This window comes from Streptomyces sp. NPDC096079 (assembly GCF_040303145.1).
GTDB lineage: Bacteria > Actinomycetota > Actinomycetes > Streptomycetales > Streptomycetaceae > Streptomyces.
The window spans coordinates 139,651-153,540 of record NZ_JBEOST010000017.1 but is presented as its reverse complement, the minus strand read 5'-3'; the positions used below and the strand labels follow the sequence as shown (position 1 = coordinate 153,540).

Annotated in this window: 11 protein-coding genes; 4 read left to right on the top strand and 7 right to left on the bottom strand. The window is 73.7% G+C overall.

All coding sequences use genetic code 11. The annotated features are described in order from the left end of the window. Positions 1 to 7: 7 nt before the first annotated feature. The 4 genes from ABTY59_RS28505 to ABTY59_RS28490 all read right to left on the bottom strand — a co-directional run bounded on the left by ABTY59_RS28505 (position 8) and on the right by ABTY59_RS28490 (position 4,759). Entirely contained in the window at positions 8 to 1,465 is a 1,458-nt protein-coding gene (locus ABTY59_RS28505) for a carboxylesterase/lipase family protein (protein ID WP_352021909.1), read from the bottom strand. Next, the gene (locus ABTY59_RS28500) at positions 1,462 to 2,481 is read right to left on the bottom strand and encodes an alpha/beta fold hydrolase (RefSeq protein ID WP_352021908.1); all 1,020 of its coding nucleotides are present in this window, start codon (positions 2,479 to 2,481) and stop codon (positions 1,462 to 1,464) included. Before ABTY59_RS28500 ends, ABTY59_RS28505 begins: the two co-directional genes overlap by 4 nt. A 92-nt stretch (positions 2,482 to 2,573) precedes the next feature. Then, positions 2,574 to 3,875 carry an esterase/lipase family protein gene (locus tag ABTY59_RS28495; protein WP_352021907.1) on the bottom strand — a complete coding sequence of 434 codons (1,302 nt, stop codon included), beginning with the start codon at positions 3,873 to 3,875 and terminating at the stop codon, positions 2,574 to 2,576. 170 nt (positions 3,876 to 4,045) lie between these two features. Further along, positions 4,046 to 4,759 (bottom strand): TetR/AcrR family transcriptional regulator, encoded by a 714-nt coding sequence (locus tag ABTY59_RS28490; RefSeq protein ID WP_352021906.1) that lies wholly within the window; start codon positions 4,757 to 4,759, stop codon positions 4,046 to 4,048. Positions 4,760 to 4,838: 79 nt separating this feature from the next. On the opposite strand from ABTY59_RS28490, the gene ABTY59_RS28485 reads away from it, so the two are divergent. The 4 genes from ABTY59_RS28485 to ABTY59_RS28470 all read left to right on the top strand — a co-directional run bounded on the left by ABTY59_RS28485 (position 4,839) and on the right by ABTY59_RS28470 (position 9,929). Next, entirely contained in the window at positions 4,839 to 6,794 is a 1,956-nt protein-coding gene (locus ABTY59_RS28485) for a hypothetical protein (protein ID WP_352021905.1), read from the top strand. A gap of 52 nt (positions 6,795 to 6,846) precedes the next feature. After that, positions 6,847 to 8,508 carry a S8 family serine peptidase gene (locus tag ABTY59_RS28480; RefSeq protein WP_352021904.1) on the top strand — a complete coding sequence of 554 codons (1,662 nt, stop codon included), beginning with the start codon at positions 6,847 to 6,849 and terminating at the stop codon, positions 8,506 to 8,508. Between the two features lie 21 nt (positions 8,509 to 8,529). Further along, positions 8,530 to 8,799 (top strand): hypothetical protein, encoded by a 270-nt coding sequence (locus ABTY59_RS28475; RefSeq protein WP_352021903.1) that lies wholly within the window; start codon positions 8,530 to 8,532, stop codon positions 8,797 to 8,799. An 89-nt stretch (positions 8,800 to 8,888) separates the two neighbouring features. Then, positions 8,889 to 9,929, top strand: coding sequence for a LacI family DNA-binding transcriptional regulator (locus ABTY59_RS28470; RefSeq protein WP_352021902.1), 1,041 nt, complete (start codon positions 8,889 to 8,891; stop codon positions 9,927 to 9,929). Positions 9,930 to 9,969: 40 nt separating this feature from the next. On the opposite strand, the gene ABTY59_RS28465 is transcribed toward ABTY59_RS28470, so the two are convergent. Genes ABTY59_RS28465 through ABTY59_RS28455 form a run of 3 tightly spaced genes read right to left on the bottom strand, consistent with a single transcriptional unit; the run spans position 9,970 to position 13,465 of the window. Further along, entirely contained in the window at positions 9,970 to 10,680 is a 711-nt protein-coding gene (locus tag ABTY59_RS28465; RefSeq protein WP_352021901.1) for a TSUP family transporter, read from the bottom strand. Beyond that, complete coding sequence (locus ABTY59_RS28460; protein ID WP_352021900.1) at positions 10,677 to 12,104, bottom strand: amidohydrolase family protein; 1,428 nt, start codon at positions 12,102 to 12,104, stop codon at positions 10,677 to 10,679. Before ABTY59_RS28460 ends, ABTY59_RS28465 begins: the two co-directional genes overlap by 4 nt. Beyond that, the gene (locus ABTY59_RS28455) at positions 12,101 to 13,465 is read right to left on the bottom strand and encodes a uracil-xanthine permease family protein (protein ID WP_502995438.1); all 1,365 of its coding nucleotides are present in this window, start codon (positions 13,463 to 13,465) and stop codon (positions 12,101 to 12,103) included. The genes ABTY59_RS28460 and ABTY59_RS28455 overlap by 4 nt, the downstream gene beginning before the upstream one ends. Positions 13,466 to 13,890 lie beyond the last annotated feature (425 nt).

Genomic DNA, 13,890 nt, shown 5'->3' with positions numbered 1-13,890 from the left:
CCTCAGGTCAGCGCACGCCCTCCCAGAGGAGCCGTTCCCGCGCGCGGGGGTCGGCGACCGGCGTCGGGGCGGCCGCGTCGCCGAAGGTCATCGTCGTGCGGGTCTCCGTGTCGTACGCCTTCCAGCCGGGACTGCCCGTCGTCGCGAAGGAGACCCACGCGCCGTGCACCGCGTCCGCGAGGGCCTGGGGCGGGCCGGCGCCGAGCAGCGCGGCGTACGCGGGGTCGTGGAGGCGGTCGAAGACGAAGGGCAGTTCGAGGGCGTGGCAGGCGCCGAGAGCGCCGTCGAACGCGGGCGAACGCCAGGCGAACTCGTACAGGTACGAGCCGGGGACGGACTCGGCCAGGCGGACGGCGGGGATCCGGTAGAACCAGTCGGTCGCCACCGCGTCGAGGAGTTCGCCGGGCCCTGCGTCCGGGCGGGCGGCCCGGTAGACGGGGAGCGCCGCGTCCGGGTCGAGGCCGTAGGCGGCGGTCATGGCGCGGAGCGAGGACTCGGGGAAGACGTGGAGGCGCTCGGTCGGCACGAGGAAGAGGCGGTACTCCTCGCGGTTGCCGCCGATGAGGAGGTCGACTCCGCAGTCCGGCCCGGGGAGGGCGACCCCCGGCAGGACCGGCTCGAACGGCATCATGTTGAGGACGGCCTCGCCCCAGCGCGCCGGGTCCGGGTCGGCACCCACCTCCGCGCGCAACTCCGCCTGGGCCGGGAGGAGTTCCTCCAGAGGGACGTGCTCGAAGGCCTTCGGGGTCGCTTCGACGCCCAGCTTCTCCGCGAGGCGGGCGGCGATCCGCTCGGCCGACGCGGGCCGGAGGAAGTGGTGGCAGGCCCCGCTCTGCAGGATGGCCCGGCGGAACAGCCCCCGCGCCGCCCCTGTGGTGAGCAGTGCGCCGATGCTCATCGCGCCGGCGGACTCGCCGAACAGCGTCACCCGGTCCGGGTCGCCGCCGAAGGAGGCGATGTTGTCCCGGACCCAGCGGAGCGCGGCGATCTGGTCGAGCAGTCCCCGGTTGTCGGGGCGGCCCGGGAGGCGCAGGAAGCCGTCGGCGCCGAGCCGGTAGTTGAGCGTGACGCAGACGACGCCGTCCCGGGCGAAGGCGGTCCCGTCGTACGCGGACACGGATCCGGAGCCGTGGGTGAACGCGCCTCCGTGCAGCCACACCATCACGGGCAGGCCGGCGCCCGGTGCGGGGGCGGGGGTCCAGACGCTCAGGTTCAGGCAGTCCTCCCCCGGGACGGCCTGGTCCGGGATGAGCGCGTCGAAGGGCGGGGCGTAGGGCGCGTGCGGCGCCGTCGGCCCGTGGGACGTGGCCTCGCGCACGCCCGGCCAGGGCTCCGGCGGGGCGGGCTCCCGGAAGCGTCGCGCGCCGAAGGGCGGGGCGGCGTACGGGATGCCGAGGAAGGAGGTCACCCCGTCGGGGGAGGTCCGGCCGCGGACCTCCCCCTGACGCGTACGGCACACCGTCATGCCGACAGGACCTCAAGGAGCGCCTTGCCGAACTCCTCGGGCCGTTCGAGGTGGACGGAGTGCCCGGCGTCGGGCACGGCGACCTCGCGGACCGCGCCGCCGGCCGCCGCGTACCGGTCGAGGACCTGTCGGGTCTGCGCCAGCATCGGCTGGGCGGGGGTGCCGTCCCAGCCGGGCACCGCGCCGATCGCGCCGAGGTGTGCCAGGTCGAACATCGAGGTGTCGGAGACGATGATGTCGTCCTCGCCCCGGATCCACAGCACCGGCGGCTTGGGGTCGATCAGGTGCAGGTCGTCGACGCGGAAGTGCGTCGGTGCCATGCAGTTGAGCACCCCTCGGGTGCCCGGCGCGATGCCGGGCCAGGCGGTGGACGGCTTGCTGTCGCCGGGGTAGTGGTCGTCGCCGAGACGGGTGGCGAGCATGGACTCGACGTACGCGTCCTCGTGCTCCAGGCTCAGCGGAGGCTTCACGTAGCAGCTCGTGAGGACGGAGCGCGGCGACAGCGGGGAGTCCGCTCCGCGGTCGCCCTCGGCGAGCAGCCGGACGAAGTCCGGGTTGGCGGTGCCGCCGCCCGATCCGGCGCCGTCCTCGGAGTTGAGGACGCCGTCCGTCCCGTGCGTGCCGCCGAAGCCGTACGGGGAGACGGGGCTGATGAGGGTGGCGGAGCGCACGGCGGCCGGGTGGTCGCGCAGGTACTGCAGGACGACGCCACCGCCCATGGACCAGCCGACCAGGTGGGCCCGTTCGACGCCGAGGGCCGTGAGCAGCTCGGCGAGGTCGTCGGCGTAGTCCCGCAGGCCGCGCGTGGCGTCGACGGGCAGCGGGTCGGTGCCGCCGAAGCCGCGCAGGTCGACGGCGAGGGGGCGGTAGCGCTCCGGCAGCGTGGTCAGGGTGGTGTGCCAGAAGGCGGAGGAGGAGACGTTGCCGTGGACGAAGACCACGGCTTCGCCCTCGGCCCTGGCCTCGGTGATCTGCGTGGTCAGTCGGCCGGTGGTGACGCGGCGGGTGTGCAGCATGGTCGTGTGTCCCTCGGGTCTGTCAGGAGAGGTCTCTCGGAAGAGGTCTGTCAGGAGAGGTCTGTCAGGAGAGGTCTCTCAGGAGAGGTCTCTCAGGAGAGCCAGGTGGCGACCTGGGCGGCGGCGGCTCCGGCCCAGCCCAGTTCGAGGTGGTTGGCCGTGGCGACGGTGGCCTTGCCGCCGACGGTGGGGATGCCGGTGGTGTCGAGCGCGCTGGAGATGAACACGACGCCGTCGCTCGGGCCCCGGTTCTCGTTGAAGATCCCGACGATGTCGGCGGAGCCGCCGGCCAGCAGGTAGGTGGTGACGGAGGCGGGCACTCCGGCGCCCTGCAGCGGAGCGATCAGGGATCCGGCGTCGATGGCCGCCTGGATGCCGCTGCCCGCCGTGTAGAAGCCCTGGCCGCCGTAGTACGTCGTGTACCAGTCCTGCGCGGCGCCGTCGACTCCGTACACCCCGTCCCAGCGGGCCAGCATCTGCCGCTGGCCGGGGTAGTTGTCCTGGCCGCCGGACGGGGTCATGGAGAACTCGGGGTGGGCCGTGTAGAGGCCGTAGCAGGTCATGTGGGAGTGCGGGGAGGGCGCGTTGACCTTGCCGCCGCACTCGGGCCAGAGGGAGAAGTCATGGGCCCAGCCGTGGGCGTACGGGTAGTCGTAGCCGCCGTTCGGGCCGCCGAGGGTGATCAGCCGGCGGACGTCGCCCGCGTAGGCCCGGCCCCAGCTCGGCTTCAGGGAGGACACGTACGCGCGGGTGGACATCTGGCCCTTGCTCCAGCCGACGAGGTCGACCTTGTCGACGCCGAGCTTGGCCTTGATCACGGCGATGGCGTCGCCGACGATCTGCGCCTGCATCAGGTTGTCGCCCTGCTTGTGCGCGAAGCCGACGGCGAAGACGCGGTGGCCGCGCTGGGCCAGGTACTGCATGAGCCCGGTCGACGGACAGGTGGCGGCGCCGCAGCCGTAGCCGCCCGACTCGCCGGGGTTGGCCCAGGCGCGGTCCGCGGTGTCGTTCGCGCCGTGCACGAGGAGCACCGGGGTGGTGCGGCTGCCGGTGTTCCAGCCGGGGGCCGAGTAGAGCAGGAACCGGCCCGAGGAGGGCCGGGAGACGCCGCCGAAGTACGTGACGCGCTTGCCGTCCTGGTCGCCGCGGCCGTCCGCCGGGAAGCCCTCGGTCCGGAATCCGGCGGTCGTGTCGAGGTAACGCTCGACGCTCTCCCAGCCGTTGGTGACGGTCCCCGCCCCGTAGCCCGCCTCGCGGGTGAGGTACGAGGGGGCCGCGGCGCCGCTCGCGGTGCCGGGCGCCACCACGGCGGCGCCGGCGACGACCCCCAGCACGGCCAGGACGCGCGCCGCGCGCAGTCTCCACCGGCTCTTCGGACTCCGTCTGTCGGCCATGGTGCGGCTCCCCCGCTCGTGCGCCCCCGGGCGCGTCCGCCCGATGCGCGTCCCGGCACCGGGTCCGCACACGGTAGGCGGGGAGGGACAGCACGGGGCATGTCGTCGCGCCACACAATGCGAGTGCCGGGCACGGGCGGCAACCCCACCACGTCCTGGACCGAGCGGGGTCAGGCGTCCGGGCCCAGCCGGGTCAGGAGGGCGTCGAGGCCCGCGGCGAGCTGCTCCTCGCCGCCCCGTTCGGCGAGGGCGGGGCCGTACGCCCGGAGCATGGGGAAGTCACGGGCGGGGAGGCGGTGCAGGCCGAGGCGGAAGGCGGGGTCGGGCTCGTCGGGGTCGTCGACCACCGCGCGCCGGTCGATCACGATGTAGCCCAGCACCCAGGAGATGTACGCGCGGTACACCCGCAGGGCCGCGGCGTCCTCCAGGGCGGCCGCCCGCAGCAGCGCCAGCAGGCGTTCGTGGAAGCGCAGCACCGCCTGGGGGCGCCGGGCCAGCGGGACCATCAGGGGGCGGCTCGCGCACAGGGAGATGATGTTCGGGTGCGTGCCGGCGACCCGGTACATCTCGCGGGCGATGAGGTGCAGCGCCTCCCGCAGGTCGGGGAGGGGGAGGGGCTTTCCGGCGGGGGGCGCCGGGGTGCGGACGGCGTCCGGCAGCCGCTCCTCCACCTCCAGGAAGAGGGTCTCGACGAGGCCGTCGAGCAGGTCGTCCTTGCTCTCCGTGTACCGGTACAGCGCCATCGTCTCCACGCCGAGCTCCACCGCCACCCGCCGCATGCTCAGCACGGCCAGGCCCTCGGTGTCCGCCACCGTCAGCGCGGCGCCCAGGACGCGCTCCCGGGTCAGGCGCCCCCGACGGGCCGTCGGCGGTTCGGCGCTCATGATCAGGACCACCCTTGACGATGCTGCCCCTCTCGGAGCAGCATATACGACATAAGCGGATGGAGTACGCATACGGCGCATGCGTAGGGTGGTGGTCCTGGCCATGGACCGCTGGTGGCTCCCGATCCTTCTGTGGGTCGTCCTGTCTTCCGGCCTGGTGCTCTTCCTCGCCGCCCCCCGGGTGTCGCGGTGGACCAACCGGCTGATGCTCGTGGCGGCACTCGTCACCTGGAGCGTGCTCGCGGTGGAGGCGGCCATGGCCACCTCTCCCGGGGGCGCGAGCGGCACCGTCGACGTCTCCGTCATCGACGGTGTCGGGGTCACCGTCGGCTGTCTGCTGGAGCACGGGCTGCTCTGCCTGGGCCCGCAGGAGGACCTCTCCTACCAGTTCGCCCCGGGCGTCTTCACCTGGATCGTCCTCACGGCCCTGCTCGTGGGCTTCGTGCGGATCCTGGAGATCCGCAACGCGCGCGGCGGCTCCATCGCCATCGAGGTGGACGACCTGCTGTACGCCAATCCGCGGTCGGACAGCGACAGTCCGGGCGCCTCGGGACGCCACGCCGCCACCTGCACCGCGAAGATGCGCACCATCCTCGCCACCCAGGTGCAGACACCGCCGCCGCTGCCCGGCGGCGAACCGGTCCTCAGCCTCCCCACCGTGCTCTACGAGGCCAAGCCCAAGGACGGCGACCTCTTCACCAAACTGCTCGCCCTGGCCTGGCAGTCGGCGTTCCCCCAGCGCGGCTGGCGGCTGACCGGCCACGTCCAGCGGTCCGGAACGGGGTACGGCGTCACGGTGAACATGACGGAGAAGTCGACCCACCGCAGCGTCCTCCAGGACACCTACTGGGCGGACTCCGAGGAGGAGGCCGTCTACAAGGCCGCGTACACGGTGGCGCAGCTCGCCGTGGCGAGCACCACGGGCATTCCCCGCTGGACCAAGTGGCGCGCCAAGAACGGCCGCGGACTGCGGCACTACCGGGACGGCGTCGACATGCTGCGCAACGGGGGCACGAAGCAGCACGCCGAACGGGAGTTCACCGCCGCGGTGAACCTGGACCCGGCCAACGGACTGGCCCGCTCGGAACTGGCCCTGCTCAAGGAGGGCAGCGCCGTGGGCTACCTCCAGGCCCTGGAGATGTACCTGGAGCTCGTCGCGACCTACCCGCCCATGACCCAGCCCCGCTACCGCGCGGGGATCGTCCTGGACCTGGTGGACGAGTGGCTGGACCTCTGGCTGACCGACGAGGCATGGCGCAAGCGCCTGGACAGCGCCCTCACGGGCGCGGGTCTCGACCGCGCGAGCGGACACGGTCGCGAGGAGGACCCGGGTGCGGCGCGACGGCACTTCGTCGCCACCTCCCTCGCCGTGCTCACGGCCCTGCGCGCGGACCTCGACCTCGTCCCGCTGGTCAGGCGCTGGTGGGCCTGCGAGACCCGGGGGCTCTACCGCGAGCTGGTCCGGCCGACCGGGACCCTGCGCAGGCCGACCCGGGCCGCCGTCGACGCCGCGATCCTGTCGCGGGGCCTCCACGACCGGTTCGCCCGGGACGAGGTGGTGCCGTCCCTGACGTACCTCCGGTGGGACGGCTCCGACTTCGCGGAGCAGGAGCGCCGGCTCCTGAAGGCCTGCCGGTACGCCGAGTCCCACCGGAACCGGGCCACGTCCGTCCGCTCCGCGAGCGACGGCGAGGCGCAGGGCCGGATCCAGATCGCGGGACTCGTCCAGTACAACGCCGCCTGTTTCTACGCGCGGCTGATCGGACCGCGACCCGAGGGCGACGGCGTCGCCTGGGCAGCGCGGACGGGGGAGGCCGCCCACCAGGCCCTCCGTCATCTCACGGCATCGGTACGCAACTCCGAGCTCCTGGACGACTGGTTCGTCCACCTCGCGGGCGACCCGGACCTCCGGCCGCTGTGGCGGCACCCGGAGTTCCGGGAGTGGGCCCTGAAACGGCAGACGAGGGAATTCACACGGATGGGAGACGGTCATGACCGTCCACAAGTTGGCGCCGCCGCTGGCTGCGACCTATGAACGCTACGTACAGGAAGGCCGCCGGCGTGCCCCGCTGAGGAGGCCGGCCGGCATGATGGGGCTCGTCTCCGTCGAGCAGCGCGCCAAGCCGCTGCGCGTCGTCGTCACCGTGGAGTGCGAACCGGACGCCCCTCCCGTCGGAGCGGGCGACACCGAGATCAACGAGGGCGGGCGGTCGATCCGTACGGGAATCGTCCCCCTCGACGCCCTGGAGGAGCTCTCCGCGCAGCCGGGCGTGCGCCGGATCGTACCGGCCTCGTACCTGCGGCCGTGCCGGGACCTGGCCCAGGCGAAGGTCGGCGTCCCCGAGTTCCGCGCCCGCCTCGACCGGACCGGGGACGGCGTGCTCGTCGGTGTGGTGGACACGGGCGTCTTCGTGGGGCACCCCGAGTTCTCCGGGCGGATCGAGCGCGTCTGGGACCAGACGCTGGCCGGCGGGAGCGGGGTCCCCGAGGGCGCGTACGGGGCGGAGTTCACCGACTTCGCGCCGGGCGGAGCGGTGCTGTCCCGGGACGTCGAAGGGCACGGCACCCATGTCGCGGGGATCGCCGCGGGCACCGAGGGGATCGCCCCCGGGGCGAGGATCGTCGCGGTCAAGACGGACTTCCAGGACGCCCACATCATCGACGGCATCCAGTACGTCTTCCGCGTGGCGGACGAGATGAACATGCCCGCGGTCGTCAACCTCAGCCTGGGCGGCCACTCCGACCCGCACGACGGCACGGACGTCATGTCCCTCGCCATCGAGGAGGAGAGCGGCCCCGGCAGGATCGTGTGCTGCGCCGCGGGCAACGAGGGCGAGGACGACATCCACGCCCGGCTCACCGTCACCGAGGGCGCGACCGCGTCCGTGCCCTGCCATCCCGGGCGGGTCGACGGCCGCCCCGACCTGTTCTGGCTCAACGGCTGGTACGCGGGCGGGGACCGGCTGGAGGTCGCCGTCGCGTCGCCGTCCGGCGAATCGACCGCGTTCCAGCGCGTGCTGACCTCCGGTAGCCCGGTCCGCTCGTACGACCTGGCGGACGGCACCGTGCAGATCGTCACGCCGGGCCCCGATCCGGCCAACGGCGACCACAGTTTCTTCGTGGCCGTCGAACCCACCTCCACCGCCCCCACCACCGGCTCGCCGCGGTGGCGGCTCGTGCTGCGCGGAGCGGGCGTGAACGGCCAGAGCTCCCGGGCCGACGTCTGGATCCTCGGTCAGCCGGAGGCGGATCCCCAGCCGCAGTTCAGCGGTCCGGCCGTGCACGACGCGCTCAAGATCGGCTCGCCGGGGGCGGCGACCTCGGCGATCACCGTGGCCGCGTCCACGACCCGTACCGAGTGGCGGGACATCGACGGCGCCCAGCGCGTGGCCACCTGGCTGGTCGCGGACGACATCGCGGGCTTCAGCAGTGAGGGACCGCGCCGGGACGGCATGCCGAAACCCGACGTCACGGCCCCGGGAGCGATGATCGTCTCCACGCTGTCCCGCAACGCCGTCGGACTGCAGCGGGCCCTGATGATCGACAACCGCCGTCTGGCGCTCCAGGGCACGAGCATGGCCTGCCCGTTCATCGCGGGACTCGTCGCACTGCTCCTCGAAGGCGACCCCAGCGCCGATCCCGACAAGATCCGCTCCTTCCTGACGGCCGCGGCGGCCGTCCCGGGCGGCACCCCTGGATCCTTCGACCCCAAGTGGGGCCACGGGCTCGTCGACGCCTCCCTGCTGTGACCACCGGGGCAGAATCGGGCCATGGACTACGCCAAGCTCGATCCGTCCCTCTCGGCCGCCGTGGACGCCCCGGACGGCGACCCGGAGGTCAGGAACCTCCTGGTGACCGTCCTCCTGGAACAGGCGCCCACGGCGGCACAGCGCGAGGCCCTGCGCGGCGCGGGGGTGGACGTCGCGGCACCCGGACGGACCGTCCTGAGCGGGACGCTCTCGCGCCGCGGGGTCGAGGACCTGTCCCACCGGCCGTGGGTGCGCTCCCTGGCTCTGTCCGCGAGCCGGCGCCCTCTCTGACGGGGGCTCCGGCGCAGCCGCGCGCGTCGGCGAGAATGGGGGCGCCAGCTGTGGCGAGCAGCGTCCGAGGACATGAGGAGCGACGGCAGATGCCCCCTTCCGGGCCCGGTTCGAGACCGCCCACGATCGCCGACGTCGCGCGTGCCGCCGGCGTGTCACGCACCACGGTGTCCCACGCCCTCAACGGGATCGGCAAGGTCGACCCCCGGACCCGGGAGCGCGTCAAGGAGGTCGCCGCCGACCTGGGCTACCGGCCCAACCTGCGGGCGCAGCGGCTGCGGCGCGGGGAGGCCCGGGCCATCGCGCTCGCCTCCTCGATGCCGTTCGCGGTGGCCGGCGGGCCCTCCCGGCTCGGGTTCTACATGGAGGTCGCCGCCGCTGCCGCCGAGAGCGCGCTCCTGCACGAGTACGCGCTCGTGCTCGTGCCGCCCGTGCAGTCGGGGGCGGCGCTGTACTCCGTCGACATCGACGGGGCGATCGTCGTCGAGCCGGACGTCGACGACGCGGCTGCGGCGCGGTTGAAGGAGCGGGGGCTGCCGTACGTGGCGCTCGGCCGTCCCGTCGCGCCCGACGAGGACGTGCCGTACGTCGACCTGCGCGGCGGCCTCGTCACCGAGGTGCTGCTGTCCCATCTGCGGGAGCAGGGGGCCCGGCGGCCCGCCCTGATCATCGGTTCCGGGGCACGGCACTCGTCGGTCGACGCCCGCACGGCGTACGAGCGGCTCGCGGAGGAGCACGGCTGGGAGCCGCTCGTCGCGACCGCGCCCGAGGCGGGCGGCGAGCAGGCGGGATACGAGTGCTGCGCCGCCCTGCTCGCCGCGCACCCCGAGGTCGACGCGGTGTGCGCCCTCGTGGACGCCTTCGCGGTCGGGGCGGTGCGGGCGATCCGGGACAGCGGGCGGGCCGTCCCGGACGACGTCATGGTCGTCACCCGCTACGACGGGCTCCGCGCCCGGACGTGCGAGCCGCCGCTGACCGCCGTCGACCTCCATCTGGTGGGCGCGGCGGCCGCCGCGGTGGACCTGCTGCTCGGCCGGCTGCGCGGCGACACCTCCGCCCGGGTGGCCACGGTGCCCGCGCCGACGGTGATCGCGCGGGCCTCGTCGCTGCGCCGTACGACCGGTACCTGACCGCCCGCCCCGGAGCACGGGGCGGGCGTCGGCCGACCGGTCAGGCGCCGAGGATCAGGACGACGCCCGACACCAGGGCGAAGACGAGGACGAACAGGCGCATCCGGCGTGCGTCGACCCGGTGGTGCACCAGGCGGCTCGCCCACGCGCCCGCGGCGATCGCGGGCGTCAGCGCGAGCGCCCATCCGAGGTCCGCCGGGTCTCCCTCCCCGGTCCCGAACAGCAGCGCCAGCGAGGCGACCTCGCCCACGAGGAAGCACAGGGCGACGGTGGAGCGCAGCTCGCCCGGCGGCCGGTGCTGGTAGACCAGCGCCAGCGGCGGGCCGCCGACCCCCGTGGCGGTCTCGGTGAGGCCGGTCACCACGCCCGCGCCGACGTACGCGGCCCTGCCGGGTGTGAAGACGGGGGCCGCCAGGCTGACGACGGCCGCGAGCATCGTCGCGAGGCCGACGAACAGACCGAGACCCTGGTCCGGGATCAGCCACAGCAGCGCCAGACCACCGGGCGTGGCGGCCAGCCGCGCGCCGGCGATCCAGCGCGCGCCGCGCAGGTCGAGCGCGGCCCGTTCGCGCCAGACGACGTACAGGTTCAGGGGAACCATCGACGCCAGGACGAACACCGGGAGCAGTCCTGGATCGAGGATGCCGGCCACCGGGGCGACGATCAGGGCGAAGCCGAGTCCGCTGCTGCCCTGCACGAAGGAGGCGGCGGCCACGGTGACGGCGAGCAGCGTGAGCGTCTCGCCGGTCACCGCGCGACGCTCCGTTCCCGTGCCGTCGTGGAGGTGGGGTGCACCCGGGTGATGGCCGCCCGGCCGACGGCCTCGTGGGCCAGCTCCGCCGCGCGTCGCACGAGGGCTTCGCCGTCCCAGCCCACGGGCCGGCCGTGCCGGAGCCGGAGCCGTCCTTCGACGAACACGGCGGTGATCTGGTCGCGGTTGCCCCGCCGTACGAGTTCCCAGGGCAGGTCCCAGGAGAGCGCGAGCTCCGGGGTGGTGACGTCGACGAGGAGGAAGTCGGCGGCCAGGCCCGGGGCGATCGTCCCGGTCCGGGCGCCGAGGCCCAGGGCGTCGGCGCCGCCACGGGTGGCGTGCTCCAGCCACGTCCAGCCGGCGCCGCACGAGGAGTCGCCGGTGACGAGGCCGTACGCGAGCCGCTGGGCGAACTCCGCCGCCTCGGCGAGCCGGAAGCCGTCCCCGCGGGTCCCGTCGGTGCCGAGTCCGAATCGGACGCCGCGCTCGGCCAGGGTGGTGGCGGGTGCGACGGCGTTGCCCTTCCAGGCGCTGGCGACCGGGTTGTAGCTCACCGCGGCCCCGGTGTCGGCGAGCAGCGTGATCTCGCGCGGGGTGAGCAAGGTGGCGTGCGCGGCGAGGAGTTGGGGACCGAGGGCGCCGAGCGCGTGCAGGTGTTCCAGGGGGCGCAGGCCGTGGCGTACGAGCGAGCGCTCGACGGCGGCCAGGTGCTCGTTGACGTGGATCTGGACGACGGCCCCGGCTGCCGCGGCGAGCCGGGCGGTGCGCCGCAGGGTCTCCTCGGTGGCGGCCTCGGGGATGGAGACGGCGAGGGAGGCGTGGACGAGGGGGTCGCCCTCGTGGCGCGCGAGGTGCCGTTCGGCACGGTCAAGGACCGTGTGGCCGCGGCGGGGGCGGGGCGGCCCGGCCGGGTCCGGCGGTCCCCCGCTGTCGACGTCGTTGCACACGAGGCCCAGGACGCAGCGGATTCCGGCGTCGCGCGTGGCGGAGGCGACGACGTCGACGTCCACGTCCGCGCGGGTCCCGGCGTCGGCGACGGTGGTGAATCCGCCGCGCAGTGCCTCCAGCGCGGCCAGCTTGGCCGCCACGTAGGCCGATTCCTCGTCCAGTGCCCCCTCCAGGGGCACCCACACCCGGCGGAAGATCTCCGAGGGCTCGCCGAAGGCGAGCGCCGAGCCGAAGCTCTGGGTGAGGTGGTGGTGGGCGTCCACGAAGCCGGGCATGAGGAGCTGTCCGGGCAGCCGGACGGGGGTGAGCGAGGGGTGCCGGCGGGCCAGTTCGCCGGCGGGTCCCACGGCGGTGAAGGAGCCGTCGGCGACGGCGACCGCGTGGCCCTCGGCAGGGCCTTCGGGCAGCAGGACGGCATCCGGGACCAGGAGGAACGGGCCGGGGTGGCAGGGGAGTTCGGGGGTGTGCTGGTTCATCGGTCGCTTTCCGCGCGGAAGGTGGCGAGGCGGGCGGCGACGCCCGGCCTGACGTGGTGGAAGAGGGCGTTGAGCACGGCGGCGACGAACGCGCCGACGGCGACGCCGCTTTCGAGGAGGATGCGGACGTTCGGCGGGAAGCCGTCGTACACCCCGGGGACGAGGATCGGCAGCAGTCCGAGCGCGAGGGCGACGGCCACCACGAAGGTGCTGGTGTGCCGGTCGAGGTCGGCGCGGCCGAGCATCTGGACGCCGAGCACGGTGATCACGGCGAACACGACCATGGCGGTGCCGCCGACGACGGCGGAGGGGATGACGCTGATCGCCCGGGTCACCGGGGCGAGGAATCCGATGCCGATGAGGAGGACGCCGGCCGTGGCGGTGACGAAGCGGCTGCGGACGCCGGTGACCCGGACGATGCCGATGTTCTCGCCGCTGGTGACCATGAGCGGCAGGCCGAGGAACCCGCCGAGGAGCGAGGTGAGGGCGTCCCCCCGTACGGTCTTGGGAACGTCGGCGCGCCGGTCGATCTCCTTGCCGACGGCTTCGGCGTTGATGACGGTCTGACCGGTGGCCTCGGCCATGGAGGCGAGGCTGTAGAGCATCAGCGGCAGCGCGGCGAGCAGGTTGAACTGCGGTGAGCCGAACGGCATCAGGTGCGGCAGGCCGATCAGTCCGCCGTCGGTGGCGTGGCCGAGGTCGACGCGGCCGAGCGCCGCCGCCAGCGCGGTGCCGGCGAGCAGCCCCAGCATGACGGCGAGTTGGCGGACGACGCCGCTGGAGAGCAGGTAGAAGACGACCGTGAAGCCGATGGTCGCGATGCCGAGCACGAGGTTCATGGGCTCGGCGAAGCCCGGCGCGCCGGGACGGCCGGTGACCAGGACGGCACCGACCTTCACGAGGTTGACGCCGACGATGACGATCATCGTGCCGATGACGAGGGCGGGGAAGAAGCGGAGGAGGCGGGAGAAGACGGGCAGGACGACGAAGGTGAAGAGGGCGGTCAGGATGACCGCGCCGCTCGCCGTGCGCAGGCCGTGCTGCCCGGCGATGGCGAGGAACAGCACGAGTGGGGCGCCGCCGGGCAGCATCATGAACGGCAGCCGGGGCCCGAACTTCCAGGGGCCGAGCGACTGGATCAGGGAGCCGACGCCGGAGAGGACGAAGGCGGCGGACAGCAGGTCGACGGTCAGGCCGGCGTCGAGCCGCAGGGTGGCGCTCATCAGGAAGATCGCCGAGATCGGCGTGGCGGCCATGACGAGGACGTGCTGGATCCCGAAGAGGAGGATCCGGCCCAGGGGGCGTGACGCGTCGACGGGATGGACGTCCGTCCCGTCCGCGGGGCGGGGGGTCCGCCGCAGGGGCGGTCGGTCCGTGCGGGGCGGGGACTGGCGGGGACTGGACACGTTCGAGCTCCGATCGGCGATCGACACGTCGGGGGTTCAGCCGCGATCCGGCCCTGGACGGGGAGCCAAAGCGAGGTGGCCAAATCGATTTGGCCGCTAGTATGGGAGGGGCCCGCCGGAGGCGTCAAGGGCGTGGGACCGCCGAGATCCGCACGAGCAAGGCAACGGATTCCGCAGTTTCGACGAGTCGTCACCATCGATTCGTAAGTTACCGTGCGGTTTTCCCTCGAAAACATGAGCACACGCCTTGCGTGAGGGCCTGCCCATCCGCCAGGATCTGTCTCCGGCCCGGGTCCTCCACCCGGCCCCCGCCTCCCTGTCTGGACGTCTGGCCGCGCACCGGCAATCCCGTGCCGCCAGCCGGTGGACCGCCCGATCCG

Excerpts from the sequence above, each read along its gene's own strand:
- ABTY59_RS28470 (WP_352021902.1), top strand. The coding sequence starts at position 8,889 with ATGCCCCCTTCCGGGCCCGGTTCGAGACCGCCCACGATCGCCGACGTC.
- ABTY59_RS28480 (WP_352021904.1), top strand. The coding sequence starts at position 6,847 with ATGATGGGGCTCGTCTCCGTCGAGCAGCGCGCCAAGCCGCTGCGCGTC.
- ABTY59_RS28495 (WP_352021907.1), bottom strand. The coding sequence starts at position 3,875 with ATGGCCGACAGACGGAGTCCGAAGAGCCGGTGGAGACTGCGCGCGGCG.
- ABTY59_RS28500 (WP_352021908.1), bottom strand. The coding sequence starts at position 2,481 with ATGCTGCACACCCGCCGCGTCACCACCGGCCGACTGACCACGCAGATC.
- ABTY59_RS28475 (WP_352021903.1), top strand. The coding sequence starts at position 8,530 with ATGGACTACGCCAAGCTCGATCCGTCCCTCTCGGCCGCCGTGGACGCC.
- ABTY59_RS28460 (WP_352021900.1), bottom strand. The coding sequence starts at position 12,104 with ATGAACCAGCACACCCCCGAACTCCCCTGCCACCCCGGCCCGTTCCTC.
- ABTY59_RS28490 (WP_352021906.1), bottom strand. The coding sequence starts at position 4,759 with ATGAGCGCCGAACCGCCGACGGCCCGTCGGGGGCGCCTGACCCGGGAG.
- ABTY59_RS28485 (WP_352021905.1), top strand. The coding sequence starts at position 4,839 with ATGCGTAGGGTGGTGGTCCTGGCCATGGACCGCTGGTGGCTCCCGATC.
- ABTY59_RS28505 (WP_352021909.1), bottom strand. The coding sequence starts at position 1,465 with ATGACGGTGTGCCGTACGCGTCAGGGGGAGGTCCGCGGCCGGACCTCC.